The organism is Haloactinopolyspora sp., assembly GCF_027324685.1.
In the GTDB taxonomy this organism is placed as follows: domain Bacteria; phylum Actinomycetota; class Actinomycetes; order Jiangellales; family Jiangellaceae; genus Haloactinopolyspora.
In genome coordinates this window covers 1-19,772 of record NZ_DAHVSH010000088.1, presented here as the reverse complement: position 1 = coordinate 19,772, position 19,772 = coordinate 1, and the positions used below count along the sequence as shown (strand labels likewise).

General features: G+C 68.9%; 18 protein-coding genes. 12 read left to right on the top strand and 6 right to left on the bottom strand.

The annotated features are described in order from the left end of the window. Window positions 1-223 precede the first annotated feature (223 nt). The 5 genes from M6444_RS09795 to M6444_RS09775 all read left to right on the top strand — a co-directional run bounded on the left by M6444_RS09795 (window position 224) and on the right by M6444_RS09775 (window position 5,969). Window positions 224-1,873, top strand: coding sequence for an ABC transporter substrate-binding protein (locus M6444_RS09795; RefSeq protein ID WP_298326241.1), 1,650 nt, complete (start codon window positions 224-226; stop codon window positions 1,871-1,873). 90 nt (window positions 1,874-1,963) lie between these two features. After that, complete coding sequence (locus M6444_RS09790; RefSeq protein ID WP_298326238.1) at window positions 1,964-2,884, top strand: ABC transporter permease; 921 nt, start codon at window positions 1,964-1,966, stop codon at window positions 2,882-2,884. Then, window positions 2,877-3,869, top strand: a complete 993-nt coding sequence (locus M6444_RS09785; RefSeq protein ID WP_298326236.1) for an ABC transporter permease — start codon at window positions 2,877-2,879, stop codon at window positions 3,867-3,869. The genes M6444_RS09790 and M6444_RS09785 overlap by 8 nt, the downstream gene beginning before the upstream one ends. Before the next feature lie 29 nt (window positions 3,870-3,898). After that, entirely contained in the window at window positions 3,899-4,948 is a 1,050-nt protein-coding gene (locus M6444_RS09780) for an ABC transporter ATP-binding protein (protein ID WP_298326234.1), read from the top strand. After that, the gene (locus M6444_RS09775; protein WP_298326231.1) at window positions 4,923-5,969 is read left to right on the top strand and encodes a dipeptide ABC transporter ATP-binding protein; all 1,047 of its coding nucleotides are present in this window, start codon (window positions 4,923-4,925) and stop codon (window positions 5,967-5,969) included. Before M6444_RS09780 ends, M6444_RS09775 begins: the two co-directional genes overlap by 26 nt. Window positions 5,970-6,133: 164 nt before the next feature. Here M6444_RS09775 and M6444_RS09770 read toward each other — a convergent pair whose 3' ends face one another. Then, window positions 6,134-7,420 carry a GAF domain-containing protein gene (locus tag M6444_RS09770; RefSeq protein WP_298326228.1) on the bottom strand — a complete coding sequence of 429 codons (1,287 nt, stop codon included), beginning with the start codon at window positions 7,418-7,420 and terminating at the stop codon, window positions 6,134-6,136. A 167-nt stretch (window positions 7,421-7,587) separates the two neighbouring features. Here M6444_RS09770 and mshB point away from each other — a divergent pair, with 167 nt between their 5' ends. The 3 genes from mshB to M6444_RS09755 all read left to right on the top strand — a co-directional run bounded on the left by mshB (window position 7,588) and on the right by M6444_RS09755 (window position 10,904). Beyond that, entirely contained in the window at window positions 7,588-8,511 is a 924-nt protein-coding gene (mshB, locus tag M6444_RS09765) for an N-acetyl-1-D-myo-inositol-2-amino-2-deoxy-alpha-D-glucopyranoside deacetylase (protein ID WP_298326225.1), read from the top strand. A gap of 8 nt (window positions 8,512-8,519) precedes the next feature. Beyond that, entirely contained in the window at window positions 8,520-8,894 is a 375-nt protein-coding gene (locus M6444_RS09760) for a DUF6113 family protein (RefSeq protein ID WP_298326222.1), read from the top strand. A 69-nt stretch (window positions 8,895-8,963) separates the two neighbouring features. After that, window positions 8,964-10,904 (top strand): VanW family protein, encoded by a 1,941-nt coding sequence (locus M6444_RS09755; RefSeq protein ID WP_298326219.1) that lies wholly within the window; start codon window positions 8,964-8,966, stop codon window positions 10,902-10,904. Here M6444_RS09755 and M6444_RS09750 read toward each other — a convergent pair. Then, window positions 10,868-11,866, bottom strand: a complete 999-nt coding sequence (locus M6444_RS09750; RefSeq protein ID WP_298326216.1) for a GNAT family N-acetyltransferase — start codon at window positions 11,864-11,866, stop codon at window positions 10,868-10,870. The genes M6444_RS09755 and M6444_RS09750 overlap by 37 nt on opposite strands. Before the next feature lie 107 nt (window positions 11,867-11,973). Between M6444_RS09750 and fdxA the strand changes: the two genes are divergently transcribed. Beyond that, window positions 11,974-12,303: a ferredoxin gene (fdxA, locus tag M6444_RS09745; RefSeq protein WP_298326213.1), complete on the top strand. Its 330-nt coding sequence runs from the start codon at window positions 11,974-11,976 to the stop codon at window positions 12,301-12,303. A 5-nt stretch (window positions 12,304-12,308) separates the two neighbouring features. After that, complete coding sequence (gene dapC, locus M6444_RS09740; RefSeq protein ID WP_298326210.1) at window positions 12,309-13,412, top strand: succinyldiaminopimelate transaminase; 1,104 nt, start codon at window positions 12,309-12,311, stop codon at window positions 13,410-13,412. On the opposite strand, the gene M6444_RS09735 is transcribed toward dapC, so the two are convergent. From M6444_RS09735 to dapD, 4 genes are read right to left on the bottom strand one after another with little or no spacing between them, the layout of a single operon-like run. After that, window positions 13,401-14,939, bottom strand: coding sequence for a hypothetical protein (locus tag M6444_RS09735; protein WP_298326207.1), 1,539 nt, complete (start codon window positions 14,937-14,939; stop codon window positions 13,401-13,403). The two genes, dapC and M6444_RS09735, sit on opposite strands and share 12 nt — an antisense overlap. Continuing rightward, a complete protein-coding gene (locus tag M6444_RS09730) occupies window positions 14,936-16,531 on the bottom strand; it encodes a gamma-glutamyltransferase (RefSeq protein ID WP_298326204.1) in 1,596 nt (531 codons plus the stop codon). The genes M6444_RS09735 and M6444_RS09730 overlap by 4 nt, the downstream gene beginning before the upstream one ends. Then, the gene (locus M6444_RS09725) at window positions 16,532-17,509 is read right to left on the bottom strand and encodes a hypothetical protein (RefSeq protein WP_298326201.1); all 978 of its coding nucleotides are present in this window, start codon (window positions 17,507-17,509) and stop codon (window positions 16,532-16,534) included. A gap of 59 nt (window positions 17,510-17,568) precedes the next feature. After that, a complete protein-coding gene (gene dapD / locus M6444_RS09720; RefSeq protein ID WP_298326199.1) occupies window positions 17,569-18,501 on the bottom strand; it encodes a 2,3,4,5-tetrahydropyridine-2,6-dicarboxylate N-succinyltransferase in 933 nt (310 codons plus the stop codon). Between the two features lie 66 nt (window positions 18,502-18,567). On the opposite strand from dapD, the gene M6444_RS09715 reads away from it, so the two are divergent. Continuing rightward, window positions 18,568-19,233, top strand: coding sequence for a peptidase inhibitor family I36 protein (locus M6444_RS09715; RefSeq protein WP_298326197.1), 666 nt, complete (start codon window positions 18,568-18,570; stop codon window positions 19,231-19,233). A gap of 216 nt (window positions 19,234-19,449) precedes the next feature. Next, the gene (locus M6444_RS09710) at window positions 19,450-19,689 is read left to right on the top strand and encodes a hypothetical protein (protein WP_298326194.1); all 240 of its coding nucleotides are present in this window, start codon (window positions 19,450-19,452) and stop codon (window positions 19,687-19,689) included. The last annotated feature ends 83 nt before the right edge of the window (window positions 19,690-19,772 follow it).

The following is a 19,772-nucleotide window of genomic DNA, read 5'->3' as shown; positions in this document are numbered from 1 at the left end:
CACTGGTCGGCGAAGGATCACAGCAGTCCGCCGGGGAGGTCACATTCTGATTGCGGAGTGGGATCGCCTCGGGGTAAAGGCTTGCCGCTCGGGTCGACCGACACATAGAAAGAATGTCGCGTCGGTGTATTCAAGCCTGGCACTAGGCTGTCAAACCGTCGTAGCGGCGCATCGACCGGTGTCGTCGCGTGCCCTTACCTCAGGTAGATCCCAGGAGGCATCCATGCGAGTCTCGGCACGCAAGTCGGCGGTCGTTGGGGCCGCCGCGTTGGCGCTCGCGTTGAGCGCGTGCGGCGGTGACGACGGCGGTGACGACGGCGGCGGCGAGGCCAGCGGCGGCGGTGGCGCGATCACCATTCGCGGCTGCAACCCGGAGAACCCGCTCATCCCCGGCATGACGAACGAGACATGCGGCGGGGACGTTCTCGACCAGCTCTTCTCCCGGCTCGTTCGCTACGACTCCGAGACCGCCGAGCCGCACAACGAGATCGCCGAGTCGATCGAGTCCGAAGACAACATCAACTGGACCATCACCGTCGCCGACGGCTGGACGTTCCACAACGGTGAGCCGATCACCGCGCAGAGCTTCGTCGACGCGTGGAACTGGAACGCCTACGGGCCCAACGGCGCGTTGAACGCCTACTTCTTCGAGCCCATCGAGGGCTACACCGAAGCCCAGGGCGAATACGACGAGAGCGGCGCCTACGTCGAAGGCTCCGCCACGGCCGAGACCATGAGCGGCCTCGAGGTCGTCGACGAGAGCACATTCACGGTCAAGTTGACCGAGCCGTCGTCGTCGTTCCCGCTGCGCCTGGGCTACACCGCCTTCGCGCCGCTGCCCCCGTCGTTCTTCGAGGACCCCGAGGCCTTCGGCGAGGAGCCGATCGGCTCGGGCCCGTTCCAGTTCGAGTCGTGGGAGCGCAACGTCGAGATCAAGCTCTCGGCGTACGAGGACTACCAGGGCGAGGTGAAGCCGCAGATCGACGAGGCGACGTTCAAGATCTACGAGAACGACGACGCCGCGTACAACGAACTGCAGGCCGACCAGCTCGACATCGTGCCGCAGCTGCCGACCTCGGCCGTGGCCGGTGAGGCCTACAAGAACGACCTGGGTGACCGGTTCATCGAGCGCGAGACCGGCGTGATCCAGACCATGACGTTCGCGCCTGAGAACGTCGACCCGTCGCTGGCCAACCCGAAGCTGCGCCAGGCCATCTCGCTGGCCGTCGACCGTGAGGCGATCGTCGACAACATCTTCTCCGGTACCCGTGAGCCGGCCACCGGTTGGGTGGCGCCGGTCGTGGAGGGCTTCCAGCCCGGGGCCTGCGACGGCTTCTGCGAGTACGACCCGGACCGCGCCAAGCAGCTGCTCGACGAGGCTGGTGGGTACAGCGGAACGCTGACGATCTCGTACAACGGTGACGCCGACCACAAGGGCTGGGTGGACGCTACGTGCAACAGCATCCAGAACGCCCTCGAGATCGAGTGCCAGGGCAAGTCCGAGGTCGACTTCGCCACGTTCCGTACGAAGATCAACAACCGCGAGATGCCCGGCATCTTCCGTACCGGCTGGCAGATGGACTACCCGTCGGTCGAGAACTTCCTGGTCCCGCTGTACGCCACGAACGCTTCGGCGAACGACGGCCTCTACAGCAACCCCGAGTTCGACAAGGCGGTCGCCGAAGCGGCGACCCTGCAGGGTGAAGAGGCCATCGCGAAGTACAACGAGGCCGAGGCCATGCTGGCCGCGGACATGCCGGCCGTTCCGCTCTGGTACGGCAAGACGATCGCGGGCTACTCCACCAACGTCGACAACGTGAAGATCACGCCCTTCCAGACCGTCGACCTGCTCAGCGTCACGACCGCCGGCTGACGCGCACCGGCTGACCGTGCAGAGGCGGTACCCTGCCGCGGGGTGCCGCCTCTGCCCACGGTGGTGCGCCCGAACGCTGAAGGAAGGCTGATGGGGCGATACGTAGTCCGGCGACTCCTCCAGATGATCCCCGTGGTCATCGGAACCACGTTCATCATCTATGTGATGGTGTGGACCCTCCCGGGGGACCCGTTCGCCGCCAAGTGCGGTGACCGGCCCTGTCCCGAGAGCTACATCAGCGCGATGACCGAGGAGTACAACCTCAACGATCCGTTGTTCATCCAGTACATCAAGTACATGGGCAACTTACTGACCGGCGATTTCGGTCAGACGTTCTCCGGAGCCTCCATCTCCGAGGAACTGATCTCCCGCTATCCGGTGACCCTCAAGCTGGCCCTCACGGCCATCATCTTCGAGTTGATCATCGGTCTCCTCGCCGGTGTCCTCGCCGGCATCCGCCGCGGCGGATTCATCGACAACCTCGTGCTGGTGAGCACCCTGTTCGTGGTGTCCATCCCGGTGTTCGTCATCGGTTTGGTGGCCCAGATCATGTTCGGCGTCCAGCTCGGCTGGTTCCCGGTGACCTACAGCGGCGACTTCTTCTCGCTGCTCTTACCAGCGTTCGTGCTGGGCAGCTTGTCACTGGCGTTCGTCGCCCGGCTGATGCGCACCAACCTGGTGGAGAACCTGCGTTCTGATTACGTGCGCACGGCCACCGCCAAGGGCCTGGCGCGCAAGCGGGTCATCGGGGTGCATGCGCTGCGCAACTCGATGATCCCGGTCGTGACGTTCGTCGGTGCCGACTTCGGCTCGCTGCTCGGCGGCTCCATCGTCACGGAGGGGATCTTCAACATCCCCGGCGTCGGCAACATGGTGTTCCAGGGCATCAACCGCCACGAAGGCGGCACAGTGACCGCCGCGGTGACGGTGCTGGTGCTGGTGTTCTTGCTCGTGAATCTGCTCGTCGATCTGCTGTACGCGGTACTCGACCCGAGGATCCGTTATGACTAGTGGCCTGAACGAACCGAACCTTCCTGACGGCCGTTCCGGCGCTCAGACGCTGCCCGACGAGCCCGGCCCGGACGTTGAGGCACCCGAAACGCCGGAGCGAGCGGACTCGGGTGAGGACAAGGCGCACTCCCTGGCCGGTGACGCGCTCCGGGACCTGCTGCGCAGCCCGGTGTTCCTCATCTCGGCTGTGATCATCTCTGTGTTGATCGTCATGGCGGTGTTCCCGTCGTTGTTCACCAACAAGGATCCGCACTTCTGCGACCTGCAGTTCTCGCGGCAGGGCCCGAGTGGCTCTGCGTGGTTCGGCTACGACCTGCAGGGCTGTGACGTGTACGCGCGCACGATCTACGGCGCACGCGCGTCGATCCTGGTCGGCGTCTGTACGACGATCTTCATCACGATCGTGGGCAGTTTGATCGGCATGATCGCCGGTTACCACGGCGGCTGGATCGATTCGCTGCTGTCGCGGTTCACCGACATCTTCTTCGGCATCCCGCTGCTGCTCGGCGGGATCATCGTCCTGGCGACCTTCCCCTCCGACGTCGGTACACCGGCCTGGCAGACCATCGGCAAGGTGGTGCTGGCGTTGGGTGTGCTGGGGTGGACGAGTGTCTGCCGCATCATGCGCTCGACGGTCATCCAGGTGAAGCACGCCGATTACGTCCAGGCAGCCAAGGCACTGGGCGGCGGTACCCGCCGCATCCTGCTGCGCCACGTCCTGCCCAACGCGATGGCTCCAGCCATCGTCTACGCCACGATCATCCTGGGCGTGTTCATCGGTGTCGAGGCGACGCTGTCGTTCCTCGGCATCGGCCTGCAGGAGCCGGTGATCTCGTGGGGTATCGCGATCAGCGATGCACAGACCTACATCCGGCAGTCGCCGCACATGCTGCTGTTCCCCGGCGCGTTCCTGTCCGTGACGGTGCTGGCGTTCATCATGCTCGGTGACGCAGTGCGCGACGCGTTCGACCCCAAACTGCGGTGACGGCAGGACAGCCTCGAGGAGGACAAGCCATGGCGAGCACGCAATCCACGGCCGAGCCGCGGCCGGACGACACCGGAGCGCCGCCGCTGCTGGAGGTCGACGACCTTCATGTGGAGTTCCGCACCCGCGACGGCGTGGCCAGGGCCGTCAACGGCGTGTCGTACACCCTGCACGAGGGCGAGACGGTCGCCGTCCTCGGCGAGTCGGGCTCCGGTAAGAGCGTCACCGCCCAGGCGATCATGGGCATCCTGGACACGCCGCCGGGGTTCGTCACCGGTGGCGCGGTCCGGTTCCGCGGCCAAGACCTGCTGGCGTTGCCCGACGAGGAACGGCGCGCCTATCGGGGCCGCAGCATCTCGATGATCTTCCAGGACGCCCTTTCGGCGCTGAATCCCGTGTTCACCGTGGGCTGGCAGATCTCGGAGATGTTCCGCGTCCACGAAGGGCTGTCGCGCAAGGACGCCAAGGCGCGCGCCATCGACCTGATGGACCAGGTCCGTATTCCGGCGGCTCGAGAGCGGATCAACGACTTTCCGCACCAGTTCTCCGGCGGTATGCGCCAGCGCATCATGATCGCGATGTCGATCGCGCTCGACCCGGACGTGCTGATCGCCGACGAGCCGACCACGGCACTGGACGTCACGGTTCAGGCGCAGATCATGCAGTTGCTCCGCGATCTGCAGCGCGAGCGCAACATGGGGTTGATCCTGATCACCCACGACCTCGGGGTCGTCGCCGATGTCGCCGACAAGATCGAGGTCATGTACTCCGGGCGAATCATGGAGCAGGCGCAGGTGCACGACATCTACGCCAAGCCGGCGCATCCGTACACCGAAGGTCTGCTGAACTCCATCCCCCGCGTGGACCTCAAGGGTCAGGAACTGTCCGCGATCCCGGGCCTGCCGCCGAATCTCACGCGGATTCCGCAGGGCTGCGAGTTCCGGCCACGGTGCCCGTACGCCCGGCAGATCTGTCACGAACAGCGCCCGCCGTTGCTCGAGGTCTTGCCCGGGCGATACAGCGCATGTCATTTCGCACAGGAGGTGCTCGAGGGTGACGTCGACAACCAACAGCCCTGACGGTAGGGCGAGCGGCGAGGTCGTGCTCGACGTTCAGGACCTGGTGAAGCACTTCCCGCTGACCACCGGCATCCTCTTCAAGCGCCACGTCGGCGACGTCAAGGCCGTGGACGGCGTGTCGCTGCAGCTGCACAAGGGCGAGACACTCGGCGTGGTCGGCGAGTCGGGCTGCGGCAAGTCGACGCTGGCGAAACTGTTGATGCGGCTGGAGGAGCCGACGTCGGGCCGAGCGATCTACAAGGGCGAGAACATCTACGATCTGCAGGGCAAGGCGCTGCGTGACATGCGCCGCAACATCCAGATCGTGTTCCAGGACCCGTACTCCTCGCTCAACCCGCGTATGACGGTCGGCGACATCGTCGGCGAGCCGTTCGACATCCATCCCGAGGTCGCGCCGAAGGGTTCTCGGCGCGACCGGGTGCGCGAGCTGCTCGACGTCGTGGGGCTGAACCCCGAGCACATCAACCGGTATCCACACCAGTTCTCCGGGGGCCAGCGCCAGCGCATCGGCATCGCCCGCGGCCTGGCGCTTCGTCCCGAGATCATCATCTGCGACGAGCCGGTCTCGGCGCTCGACGTGTCAGTGCAGGCCCAGGTGGTGAACCTGCTCGAGAGCCTGCAGGACGAGTTCGGCCTGTCGTACATCTTCATCGCCCACGACCTGTCGGTGGTGCGCCACATCTCCGACCGCGTCGCGGTGATGTACCTGGGCCGGATCGCCGAGATCGGCTCGGACGCGGAGATCTACGAGAAGCCGACGCATCCGTACACCCAGGCACTGCTGTCGGCGGTGCCGGTGCCCGATCCGTCGGTCCGCGGCCAGCGCCAGCAGATCATCTTGTCCGGCGACGTCCCGAGCCCGGCGAACCCGCCGAGTGGTTGCCGGTTCCGGACCCGCTGCTGGAAGGCGACCGATCTGTGCGCCGAAGAGGAACCCGAGCTGCGGGTGCGCTCCGGCAGCGACCACCCGTCGGCCTGCCACTACGCGACCGTGCGCGAGGACGTCGTCGTTCAGCATTGAGCGTGGTCTACTCACCCGGATGAGCCGGTTGACCAGGGAGTGAGTCGGTTCGACCGGGCGGGCCGGGGGCGGGCTGGGTTTGTTGGGCTGCCCGCCCGGTCGTGGCGCACGAGCCTAGATGACCAGACGTTGCATCGGCGTTGCGAACGAATCGGGCGACGTGGTCAGCCGTCGTGGCCGAACGTGGCCTCGAGCTCGCTGAGTATGGCCGACACTTCGGCGTGGTGCGGCGAGCCCGGTGACAGGCGCTCGAGGCGGGCCTGCCAGGCTTGGACGTCGTCGCGGCCGGCCGCGGACTCACAGTAGCGGCGCAGCGACTCGGCGTCGCCGAGTTCGAGCAGCACGTTGCGAAGCCAGCCGTGCAAGCGATAGCGCATGGTCACGATGCCCGGAGCGGTGGAGCGCGGCAGCAGCTCGCCACGGTAGAGGGCCACCGCATTGGCGTGGTCGCCGGCGGCCAGATAGTCGGCCACCTCCGCGGCGTCAGTACTGATCGGCCTGGTGAGGCGGTAGCGCCCGGCCGAGGAGATCAACCCGGGCACGACCTTGCGCAGTCGCGAGATCTCGGCCCGGACGGTCACTTCGGCGGCATCGTGTTCGTACAGCTTCCACGCCAGATCGCCGGCGGACAGACCGTCGGGCGCGGCAGCGAGCAGGAGCAGCAGCTCGGTATGACGCAAACTGATCTCCACCGGGCCGGTGTGCAGGCTCAGCGTTCCGCGGTCTCGGCCGAGTGCACAGATGCGGCCTCCCGGGTCGGCCGGCCGCGTGCGGTGGTCGGGGGTGAGCGTATCGTCGAATCGCAGCTCGGATTCGATGGCGGCGACGGCGGAGCGGACCAAGAAAGCCGACTGTGGTGACACGACGTCGGTGCCGCCAGTGATGTCGAGCACGCCGATGACCTCGTTCGACCACGGGTCGTGAATGGGGGCGGCCGTACAGCTCCACGGTTGGACACTGCGAGTGAAGTGCTCGCTGCCGAACACCTGGACGGTGTCGTTGACCGCGAGCGCGGTGCCGATGGCGTTGGTGCCGATGGCCTCCTCTCGCCAGGCGGCGCCGGGAACGAGTTGCATGCCCTCGGCCCGCCGGCACAGATCGCGGTCGCCTTCGGCCCACAGCAGCCGTCCGTCGGCATCGCTGACCACGACGATGACGCCGGCATCGGAGGCGTGGTCGATCAGCAGGCTGCGCACGACGTGCATGACGCGGTGCAGCGGATGGGTGACGCGTGCCTCGGTGAGCTGGTCGTCGGTGAGGACGACCGGTGACGCTGGGCGGTCGGGGTCGACCTGGTAAGCGGCACTACGCCGCCAGGAGTCCAAGACGAGCGGGCGGACATCCGGCGTCGTGTCCGCCCCGGTGAGGAACGTTTCGTGCGCCCGAATCGTGTTGCGCCAACGCCGCACCGGGTCGACCCCGTGCGGAAGAGCCAACGAGAGTTCGGGCACGTCGTGTCCTCCTCGTGCGCCACCCTGCCGACGCAGTGTGATGGACAGTGTGATGGACGCCGTGTGATCAAAGACAGACTAGTTCGTGCGGCAAGGCTCGGCATCTCGAGCGCATCGCCGGCGGTGAGGCGCGCTGGGTGTCCGAGGCGATCACTAGGGTTGGCGGTATGTCCGTTGCTCGTGCTGACCGCCGCCTCCTGCTGGTCCATGCCCATCCCGATGACGAGACGATCGGCACCGGGGCCACGATGGCTCGTTACGCCGCCGAGGGTGCTCAGGTCACCCTGGTGACCTGCACGCAGGGTGAGATGGGCGAGATCCTCGTACCCGAGCTGGCGCATCTGGCGCCGGACCGCGACGACGCGCTCGGCCCGCATCGCGCCGGCGAACTGGCCACGGCCATGGCTCATCTCGGCGTGACCGACTTCCGCTTTCTGGGCGGCCCGGGTCGCTACCGCGACTCCGGCATGGTGTGGGGCGAGCAGGGCCGGCGCGCGCAAGCCCCCGAGTCCGTGGATCCCCGAAGCTTCTGGGCGGCCGACCTCCGTGAGGCGGCCGATCCCCTGGTCGCCGTCATCCGAGAGGTACGCCCACAGGTCCTGGTGACGTATGACGAGAACGGCAACTACGGGCACCCGGACCACATCCAGGCACACCGGGTCGCGACCTATGCCGCAGCGCTGGCCGCGGTGCCCTCGTACCGCCGCGATCTCGGCGAGGCCTGGGACATCGCGAAGATCTACTGGACGGCCATGCCGCGCAGTGTCGTCCAGCGCAGTATCGACGCCATGCGCGAGCGCGGCGCGGAGGGCTTCGACGGCGTCGAGTCGGCTGACGACCTCGGGTTCGTCGTGGACGACGCCGACGTAGCGGCCATCATCGACGGCAGCGATCACCTCGACGCCAAGGTGGCCGCCATGCGTGCCCACGCCACCCAGATCGACGTGAACGGCCCGTTCTTCGCGTTGTCCGACAACGTCGGACAGGCCATCTGGGGACAGGAACACTTCCGCCTCGCCCGCGGTGCGCAGGGGCCGGTCGATCCCGACACCGGGGTCGAGTCCGATCTGTTCGCCGGTGTGACGCTCTGACATCGGCGATGTCCTCCCGTCGTGCTCGCAACGTGCTGAGTGCTCTCGCCATCGCCGGCCTGGCCGTCGTGGCCGTGGTGGTGGCCGTCGCCGGTGCTTTCTTGCACCGGTGGCGAAGTCCGCTGGGCATCGTGCTGGCCGTCGGGGGCGCGGCCGGCGTCGCGATCATCGCCCGCGCCTGTGCGCGCAGCCGGGCGGGGTCGGCGGTGGTGGCGCTGGCGTGGCTTGGTCCGACGTTGGCGCTCGCGCAAAACGCGCCGGGTGAAGACCTCGTCATCACCGGCGGCGAAGCGGGGCTGGTGTTTCTGTTCGGCGGATCGGTCAGCCACGCCGTAGCCTTGGGGCTGGGTGTGTCCAGTGATCGGCCACCGTCGGTCACGTAGGATTCGCCCCGGCAGGTGCTGCCCTGCCTCGATGATGACCCGAAAGTCAAAAAAGATAGGTGTCCGAGCGTGACTGACCAGTCACCCAGCCAGCGTGATGGCACGGCTGGATCGCACGACCCGGCAGACGCCGAACCTGACTCTACTCCGCCATCGGTGTCGCCGGGCGACAAATCCGGAGATGAGACACACACCACGGTCTCCACGACCGTAGACGCGCCCGCGGAGCCCCCGCCGGCGCCGCCGCCCCCGCAGGAGAGCGCCGACGATTCCGCTGCGCCTCGGCGCACGGCGCGCCGCGCCGGTATCGCTGCTGCCATCGTGGTGGCCGCACTCGGTGTCGCCTACGGTGTCCTCTACTTCGTCGCCGGTGACTCACTGGCCCGCGGCGCGACCGTCGCCGGCATCGACGTCGGTGGCATGACGCCGTCCGAGGCCGAAGCCACCCTGGCCGAGCAGCTGCCGGGCGTCGTCGACGCCCCGGTGCATCTCACCATGGCCGACGGCGAGACGTCGTTCGAGATCGTTCCGTCCGAGGCGGGCCTCACCATCGACGTCCCCGCTACCGTGGCCTCCGTGCCCGGCGGGAGCGCCAATCCGGTGTCGCTGGTGCGCTCTCTCATGGGCACCGATGCCGTGGCACCGGTGCCCGCGGTCGACGAGCAAGCACTGACAGCGGCCGTGGAGGACGTGGCCAACGGTGCGAACGCCGAGCCGGTCAATGGTTCGGTGGCCTTCGACGGCGGCAAGGTCGTCACGAGTGAGCCGCAGAACGGTGTCGCCGTCGACGTCGAGGCGAGCGTCGAGCGGCTGACCGCGGCGTACTTCGGCGACAGCTCCACCGAACTGCCGATCGGTGACGTCGAGCTGGTGGTCGACGAGGTCGAGCCGGCCGTGACGGCCGACGAGGTCCAGCGAGCCGTCGAGAAGTTCGCCGAGCCGGCGATGTCCGCACCGGTGACGGTGGCCGCGGGCGACGAGACCGCTGAGATCCCACCGGACATGATCGCTCAGGCGTTGTCGATGAGCCCCGACGGCGAAGGCGTGCTGCGCCCGAAGCTCGACGCCGCTGAACTGGCCGACGTGGCTCACGACGTCCTCGCCGAGATCGGGCAAGAAGGCAAGGACGCCACCGTGACCATCCAGAACGGCGCGCCGGTCGTCGTGCCGGCCCAACCCGGGCAGGGCGTCCAGCCTGACACGCTCGGCGAGGCCATCCTGCCGGCGCTGACCGAGTCCGGTGCCGAGCGGCGAGCCGAAGTCGAGTTGACCGAGGTCGAGCCCGAGCTGACCACCGAGGCCGCCAAAGAGCTCGGCGTCACCGAGGTCGTGTCGGAGTTCACCACGAGCTTCCCGCACGCGGAGTACCGCAACGTCAACATCGGAACGGCCGCGGCCAGCATCGACAACACGCTGCTGCTGCCGGGTGAGGAGTTCAGCCTCAACGAGATCGTCGGTGAGCGGACGGAGGCCAACGGCTTCACGGCCGGCACGATCATCAACGGCGGCCGGCTCGAAGAGTCGCTCGGCGGCGGTGTCTCCCAGGTGGCGACCACGACGTTCCACGCCGCCTATGTCGCCGGGCTCGAGGACGTCGAGCACTGGCCGCACTCCATCTATTTCGACCGCTACCCGGTCGGGCAGGAGGCCACGGTCGCCTGGGGCGCCAAGGACATGCGCTTCGCCAACGACACGCCGTACGGCGTCGTCGTCGACACCAGCTTCACGCCGAGCAGCCCGGGTAGCAACGGCTCGCTCACGGTGCGGCTGTGGAGCACCAAGCACTACAAGGTCGAGACGTCGGTGTCCGAGCGCTACGACCACACCTCGCCGCGCACGATTTACGACACGTCCGAGAACTGCGCGCCGCAGGGCGGCAGCCAGGGATTCAGCATCACGTCGTACCGCAAGGTGTGGGACCCGGACGGGAAGCTGGTCAAGGACGAAGAGGACCCGTGGGCGTACAACCCCAATCACAAGGTCGTCTGCGGTGCCGATCCCGACCGGTAGTGATACGCGTGGTGCTCGGTGAAGCCGATCCGGCGGTAGGTCGCCTGGGCAGCGGTGTTGGACTCCGTCACCTGGAGGTAGGCCTCGTTGGCGCCGTGCCCGGCCGCCCACGCGGCCAGGCCGGCGACGACGTGACGGCCCAGCCCGCGGCGGCGGGCGCCGGGCGCGACCTCGACCGCGGTCAGTCCCAGCCAGCAGCGGCCGCTGGGCGCGGTCGACACCGCGCCGCGGGCGACCGCCACCCGCTCACCGTCCTCGTCGATTGACGCGAAACCCACGGTCGCGGCGTTGACCAGGACGTCTACGGCGTGGTCGGGTAACGAGCCGCCGCGATAGTGGTACGCGTCGAGCCAGGCTTGGTCCGGCGTGTCCTCGACACGAACCTCGGGCAGGTCGTCGCGCGCGCCCTGACGGACGTCGTCCAGCACAGCGGTCATGACGGTGGTGCGGTTGAACGGCGCCGACCAGCCGCGGGCGTCGAGCTGTGGACCGAGGACCTGGCCGAGCGGCTCCGGAATCTGGAACAACGCGGGCAGGCGCCGCTGTGCGTACCAGGCTTCGACGGCCTCCACAGCTTGGCCGACCGGCATGCCGGGATCGTCCAGCGGCAGACACGAATTGCCCCGCCCGGTGAACCCGCCGGAAGCTCGGAGCAGCCAGCCGCCCAGCCATTCGGCCTCGAGCGCCACCCAGCCTCCAGCGGCGGCCGCCTCCAGGTCGCGCACGTCGCGGCGAGTGACGGTCCGCTCCGGGATCTCCTTGATCACGATGATGTCGTCCGGCGTGATGTGCACCACGTCGCCACCGCGGTCGCGTCGCACCCGTGCGCCGTCCGGCGTCCACGCCTGCAGCGTGCCCAGCACGTCGGTCGCGCTGAACTGGTGGTTGTGCAGGCGGTGCCGCACGATGACGCGGCGGCCGACCAGTTCGGCCGCCTCACGCCGCCGACCCGGGTATCTCATAGGCTGACCTTGGTGGAAGATGGAAGCACGCCATCGCAATACTAGAGCTGAAGTCCGGATGAAAACGGTCGGCGCTCGTCGTCGGCTCCCGATAGGAGGACATCGCCGTGACCTACGTCATTGCGCAGCCATGCGTCGATCTCAAGGATCTGGGCTGCGTCGAGGAGTGTCCGGTCGACTGCATCTATGAAGGCGAGCGGATGCTCTACATCCACCCCGACGAGTGTGTCGACTGCGGGGCGTGCGAGCCGGTCTGCCCGGTCGAGGCGATCTTCTACGAGGACGACGTGCCGACGGAGTGGAAGGACTACTACACCGCCAACGTCGAGTTCTTCGACGATCTCGGCTCGCCCGGCGGCGCTGCCAAGATGGGCGCGATTCCGAAGGACCACCCGTTGGTGGCTGCACTTCCGCCGCAGAACGCCGAGGGGCACTGAGACTGGTGGGGGCGCCGCGTCCCGGCTTGCCCGATTTCCCGTGGGACGCGCTGGTTCCTTACCGCGAGCGGGCCGCGGCACACCCGGACGGCCTGGTCGACCTGTCGGTCGGTACACCGGTCGATTCCACGCCTGAGGTCGTCCGCCGGGCGCTGCAAGGGGCCGCGGACGCGCCGGGCTATCCCACGACGGCCGGGCCGCCGCAGCTGCGCCAGGAGGTTCGGCACTACCTGGCCCGGCGGTGGGGGCTGCAGCTGCCCGACGGCACCGGTGTGTTGCCGACCATCGGCTCGAAGGAGCTGGTGGCGTGGTTGCCGACGCTGCTCGGGCTGGGGCCCGGCGACGTCGTGGCGCACCCGGAACTGGCCTATCCGACCTACGACATCGGCGCTCGCCTGGCCGGGGCGACCCCGATGCCGGCGGACTCCGTGACCGCGCTCGGCCCGCGCCGGGTGGCGCTGATGTGGATCAACTCACCGGCCAACCCGCATGGCCAGGTGCTGCCGGTCGAGCACCTGGCCAAGGTCGTCGCGTGGGCGCGCGAACGGGGCACCGTCGTGGCCTCGGACGAGTGTTACCGGGAGTTCGGCTGGCAGGCCCGCCCGCCGTCGGTGCTCGACCCGGAGGTGAACGGCGGTTCGCTCGAGGGCATCCTCGCGGTGCACTCGCTGTCGAAGCGTTCCAACCTGGCGGGGTATCGAGCTGGGTTCGTCGTCGGCGACGCGGGCATCGTGCAGCGACTGCTCGACGTGCGCAAGCACGCCGGCATGATGATGCCGAGTCCGGTGGCCGCGGCGATGGCGGCAGCGCTGGCCGACGACGAACACGTCGACCTCCAGCGCGAGCGATACCAGAATCGCCGGGCGCGGCTGCACGCCGCCTTGTCCGGGGCCGGTTTCCGTATCGACCACTCCGAGGCTGGGCTGTACCTGTGGGCCACTCGGTCCGAGCCGTGCTGGGACACCGTCGGCCGCCTCGCCGAGGCCGGGATCCTGGTGGCGCCAGGGGAGTTCTACGGCCCGGGTGGCGCCCAGCATGTGCGCGTGGCGCTGACGGCGACCGACGAACGCGTCGAAGCTGCTGCGCGGCGGCTGGCTTCAGGGGGTTGAGGTCACCGCGGCGCGAGCCGTCTCGACGTCGGGTCCGGTGCCCAGAGCGACCTCGTCGCCGGAGCACGTGAGCACCGCATCCTGATCGGAGCCGTCGAACACGGTCTCGTCCCCGCTCTCGGAACGCTCGGCGTCGGGGAAGGCCGCCGCGTAGAACTCGTCGATGGTGTCACACAGCGGCGTCGCGCCGCCGCCATCAGCGAGGATGAGCGCGGCTGCGCTCGCCTCGTCACGTCCCCACACGGTGATCTCGCCCCCGGCCCAGGCACTGACGCGGTCCTTCGGCTCCGACAGTGCGGCGTCTTCGTCGTCGCCGGGCGCCTCGAGGAGGAACAGCAAGTCCGCGGCGCCGAAGGTGTCCGTGCGGAGCCGGTCCCAGCCCGACGGCCCCGCCGGGTCGCGGACGTCGACGGCGTCTTGACCGTCGCGGTAGCGGTCGGGGAACAGGATCTGAGCCGTCGTGGTGGGCAGCTCGCTGTAGGTGGCGTCGACTGCTTCCCAGCCGCCGTCGAGGAACACGTCGCAGGTGAACGTCATGCCCTCGATGTAGGGGAACTCGAGCTGGCGGGCGACGAAGTGGGGGAGCTCGTCGAGGTCGGCGGCGGTCTGCCCGGACGTCGCCTGCAGCGCGAGAAGCTCGTCGAACGGCAGGTGGCGGCCGATGAACTGCTGGCTGTACAGCGACGCGTCGCCTTCCACGACGTTCAGCGCGGCGTAGGCGGCATCGGAGCCCAACGCCTCGGCGATCGCCTCCTGATCAGGCAGACCGAGCTCGGCATCAGCCATGGCGTGGACGAGCTCGTGCGAGGTGATCAGGGCCCCGAGACCGTCCATCTGTTCCGAACCGATGACGAGCTCGCCTGATTCGGGGTCGTAGAAGCCGCCCACGCCGGCATCGAGCGCGTCGAGCTGAGCCTGGGCGAGATCGGTTCCGGGCTCGACGGCGCCGAGCGCCGACAGCAGACGGGCATCGACCTCGGCGGTGGCCGGGTCGAGTTCGGCTTCGGTGATGGCCACGGCACGCTTGCGGACCTCGTCCCGGCTGACGAACTCGATGTCGACGTCGTCGCCGGCCTGCAGTCCGCGCTCGGACTCGATGATGTCCTGGATGGCCGCGACCTGCTCTTCGACGGGGCCGTCCGGGATCGAATCCCCCGATCCGCCGAGCCCCAGCCCGCCGCCGCTGGCGAGACACTCGAACAGGATGGGGTCCACGGACCCGCCACCGAGCAGTTCCCCCAGGTCGCCGAGGTCGAGATCGCCGAGGCCGGATTCGCCGAGCAGGTCCTCCAGCCCGCCCAGCCCGCCATCGCCTTCCTCGCGGGCGGCGTCGAGCTCGTCCCGCGCGGCGTCGCGTTCGGCGCGCATCTCGTCGACCCGCTGGTCCATCAGCACGTACACCGTGCCGGCGAGGGCCACGGCCAGCACCGACGCTGCCGCCGTGGCGACCTTCCAGCCGGTGGCGCCGGAGCGACGTGGCGGCGGCTGCTCCTCAGGAGGAGGCGGAGGCGGGAAGTTGTCGCTCATGATCGCTCCACGGTATCTGCGCGCGGTGTGTGTGCCACCGAGGTGGTCACGACCCGGGGGTCAGGGGAGGTGGTGCGCCGGCCCGAGTCGTCGACGGCGATCAGCGAGACCGGGCCCCACCCGGGCTGACGGTCCGGCAGCACGGTGACGTCGTGGCCCAGCTGCCGCAGGCCGGCGCTGACCTCGTCCGGAACCCCGGGCTCGAGCCGGACCCGGCAGCCTGCCGTCGGGGGCACCTCGACCGTCCAGCGCGGCCGGTGCTGAGCGGTTGCCGGGTCAGCACCGTCGGCGAGCACCGCCGCGGCCAGCTGGGCGACGATCTGCGGCTGTACGTGTCCGCCTCGGGTGCCCAGCAGCAGGCGCAGGTGCTGCTCACGCGTCCAGAGCGTGGGCGCCAGGGTGTGCAGGGGCCGGCGACCCGGAGCCAGCTCACCGGGGTGGCCGGCTTCGAGCGTGAACCCCAGGCCGCGATCATGCAACAGGAATCCAGCCGACCCGGCACCGACGCCGGAGCCGATGCCGCGGAAGTTCGACTGGATCAGCGACACGCCGAGCCCGTCGGCATCGACGACACACAGGTAGGCGGTGCCGCCGGAGGCCGGGATCGGCGCCGGTCGGTCCCGGGCCCCGGCGCGGTCGACGCTGGCGGCCACGGCGTCCAGCCGGTCCGGGGCCAGCAGGTGGTCAGCGGGCATGGTCGGGCGTTGTGGGTCGACGACGACGTCGTCCCGCCCCGCGGCCAGGGCGCGGTACGCCTCGATCATCACGTGCCAGGACAGCGGGTCGCTGATCCCGCCCGTCGGGCCCAGGCGCTCGAGCACCGCACAGGTTCCGGTGGCGAGGTAGCCCTGCGAGTTGGGCGGGACGGTCCATGCGGTGGTACCCCAGACGTCCACGCCCAGCGCCTCAACCCAGTCGGCCTGGTTGCGGTGCAGGTCATCTGCGGTGATGACGCCCCCGGTGGCTGCTGTGATGGCTGCGCCGGCAGCGGACTCGTAGAACGCCGCCCGCCCGCCGTCGGCGACGGCCCGCAGTGTGGCGGCGAGCTCGCGGCGCACCACGCGGGCCCCGGCGTGCGTCGCGGCGAGCAACGGGCGCGCGGCCTGCTGGTGCTGCAGGGCATCGACGCGCGAACGGACGGCACGAACCAGGTCGTCACTGGCCGGGAAACCGTCCGCGGCCAGCTGCACGGCACGGTGCAGCACCTCGGCAGGGGTGCGGCGGCCGAGGCGATCGAGCAGCGCCATCCAGCCGTCGACGCAGCCGGGCACCGGGATGGCGGCCGGGTGCGAGCCGGGAATGGTGACGTGACCGGCGGCGCGCAACGCGGCGGCGTCGACCCCTGAGCCGGCCCGTCCGGACGCATTGAGTGCCAGCGGTCGCGGCTGTCCTGGAACATGGACCAGGGCGAACAGATCGCCGCCCACACCACAGGTCTCCGGCGCCACCACGCCCTGGACGGCGCAGGCGGCCACCGCGGCGTCGACGGCGTTGCCGCCGGAATCGAGCATGTCGATGCCGGCCTGCGTGCTCAGCGGGTGTGGAGTCGCGACGACACCGCCGTACCCGGAGGTGTGCTCGTCCGCGCGCACTCAGGCCCCCTCGGCGACGTCGATGTGCACGTGGTCGAGGTGGCGCATGGTCGGATTGTCGGTGTCACCGGACGGGTGGGTGTAGGTGCGCCAACCCTCGTCGGAGCGTCGCGCCGTCCAGATCCGGTCGTCGTAGATCACCGTGGCGATGCCCAACTCGTCGGCGTAGGCCGTCGCCCAATGCGCCACGGCCCAGCCGCGCCGATTGACGGCGGGGTCGTCGTAGGCGCGAAGCATGACATCAAGCGCGCGGCCGTCGTAATGCGCCGAACCCTCGATGTGGCCGGAGTCGACGCCGCCGGGTTGGAACCCGCCGATGTCGAGCCCACCGAAGGCGGACTCGAGTGCGTCCCGCACGGTCCGAGCCCGGTCGGTCAGCCCGTCGGGCCCCTCGGCTTCGGCGGCGACGGTGTCAGGTGTGAACGTGCACCACAACGCGGCTTCGGAATAGCCGGTCAACGCGGATGCGAGCACTCGCGCATCGTCCTCGTGGTCGGCGTAGGCCTCCGGGTAGGCGCTGCGCTGGACCGCCTGAGCGGCCTCGGTGATCTCCATGTCGCGGTAGCCGGGCACCTGGAGGAGCGCGTCGTAGAACGCGCCGGCCGCGTAGACCGGATCTTGGACCTGCTCGGCCGTGCCCCAACCCTGGGACGGCCGCTGCTGGAACAGGCCGAGCGAGTCGCGGTCGCCGTAGTCGATGTTGGCGATGTCGGACTCCTGATACGCCGTGGCGAGCGCCACCGTGACGGCCCGCGCGGGTACGTCGCGGGCCAACCCGACCGAGGCGATCGTGGCCGCGTGTTTGGCCTGGTCCAGGGTGAGGACGGTGGTGTGCCCGTTGACGGTGGCGCGGCACTCCGACGTCCGCCCGAGCGGGCCGTCCGGGCTGCTGGCCCAGTAGATGAGCAGCGCGGCGGCGCCACCGCCGAGAACGACGATGGCCAGGGCAGTGGCCAGAAGGCGTCCGGTGCGACTCATGCGCACAGCTCAACGTTCGGCGTGGCAGGCATGGTTCCGTGCTGGCCGGTCATGCCCGCTCAGTTCGCGTGCAACGCGGCGTTCAGCCCGCCCCAATCGCCGGACCGGGCCAGCGCCTCGACCGTGCCGGTCACGCTGTTGCGGCGGTAGAGCACACCGTCGCGTCCGGACATCTCGCGCGCTTTGACGACGCTGCCGTCGGGCAAGCTGACCTTGGTGCCCGCGGTGACGTAGCACCCGGCTTCCACGACGCAGCCGTCGCCCAACGAGATGCCCACGCCGGCATTGGCGCCGACCAGGCACCCGCTGCCGATCGTGATCGTCTCGGTGCCCCCGCCGGAGAGGGTGCCCATGATGGACGCACCGCCGCCGATGTCCGAGCCGTCCTGAACGACGACGCCCGCGGAAATGCGACCTTCGACCATGGACGTGCCGAGTGTGCCGGCGTTGAAATTGACGAATCCCTCGTGCATGACCGTGGTGCCAGGGGCGAGGTAGGCGCCGAGGCGGACGCGGTCGGCGTCGGCGATGCGGACCCCGGTCGGGATCACGTAGTCCACCATGCGCGGGAACTTGTCGACGCCGTAGACCGTGACGGGTCCGCGGCGGCGCAGGCGCAGCCTGGTGGTCTCGAAGTCGTCCACGGCGCACGGGCCGTGATCGGTCCACACGACGTTGTTCAGCGCGCCGAAGACGCCGTCGAGGTTCAGCCCATGCGGCTCGACCAGTCGGTGGGACAGCAGATGCAGTCGCAAGTAGGCGTCGTCGGCGCTGGTCGGCGCCTCGTCCAGGTCGATCGACGTGTGGACGACCTGCCGGCGGACCCGGCGGTCGGGGTCGTCACCTTCGAGGCTGGTGAGTTCGCTCGGCGCGTCTGCAACCGGTGTCGGCGGTTTGCCGAGAGCGGGAGATGGGTACCAAACATCCAAGATCGTTCCATCTGTCGTGATGGTCGCCAATCCGTAACCCCAGGCCGGGCGTGCGTCACTCATACGCACAGCCTACGGGGGAGAGCGAGCCGTCCTGCCCCTACGTCCAGTCGAGAGAAGGAGAACCGGATGCCTCATGAACCCAAGACGCGTCACCGGCTGCGGGCGGCGACGACCGCGGTCGTGATGTTGGCGGCCGCGGTGACCGGCGGAGCGCAAGCACAGGCCGCCGACGCGGACCTGGTTTCGGTTTCGGCTGAGCCGAGCGGGCCACTGGCTGCGGAGATGAACCGCCTGCTCGCGTTGCAGCCCGGTGGCGTTCAGGTCTCCGACAACGCGATGGCCTGGGCCGACGGGGCCGTCGTGGTGTGGCCGTCGCCGGGTGAGGAGCACGCACCGGCCGGGTTGGGTTCGAACGTGCGCACCGACGTCGTCGATGCGCTGGGGCTGGGGCTGCTGGCGATGGAATCGGCGTCCGCCTCGGAGTCAGCAGCGGCGGCGGAGCTGGCCGGCACCTGGCGAAGCTGCACAGCGGGCTACTACTGCTTCTACACCGGGCAGAACTACGACGGTACGCGGTTTCAGTTCTCCAGTACGTGCTCGGGCAATGCGTCGTCGTGGGGGTTCAACAATCAGACGTCATCCTGGGTAAGTCGCAACTACAACAAGCGCGTGACCGCCTACGACTACGCCGGCGGTGCGCACCTGTGGACGATGTCACCCGGCGCCATGAAACCGAGTGTGTCATCGGCAGCTGACAACCGGATGAGCTACTGGACCTGCGCCAACGTGTAGCGGGCCGTCGGGTTTGTGATCGTTTTGTGATGGCTTGGCTGCAGCTTGACGGTAGTGATTCGAACATGTGTCTGGTAGCGTGTGGGCATGTTCGACAGTTGGGATGATCAAGACGACGGACCGGGTGGGTGTCTGCCTGGTGCGGAGGTTGTCCCGGCTGTTCCTGACTATTTGGCTGCACGGGACGCGGCCTGGTGCCCGGATGATGATGCCGCGGTGGGCCTGCCCGACCACGAGGTCGACGACGTGGGTGATGGGGTTGATCCGGGGGTGTGGCGGGACCTGGTCGCGGCGGTGGATGGTGGGTCGTGGCTGGTGGTGCCTGATGAGGGTGTGCCGGTGGTGATGGTCGCTGACGGGCGGGGTCGGCGGTATCCGACGGTGGCCGGGGTGACACCGGCGCCGACCTGGCCGACGCGCTGGAGCGCCTCACCACCGCTGCGACGGCGACTGTGACCGGGTCTGGTTTCCCGTCTGGCGTGTCGTTGTCGGGGGTGGGTGATGTGGAGTTGGGTGAGGTGGTGGGGGCGTGTCAGCGG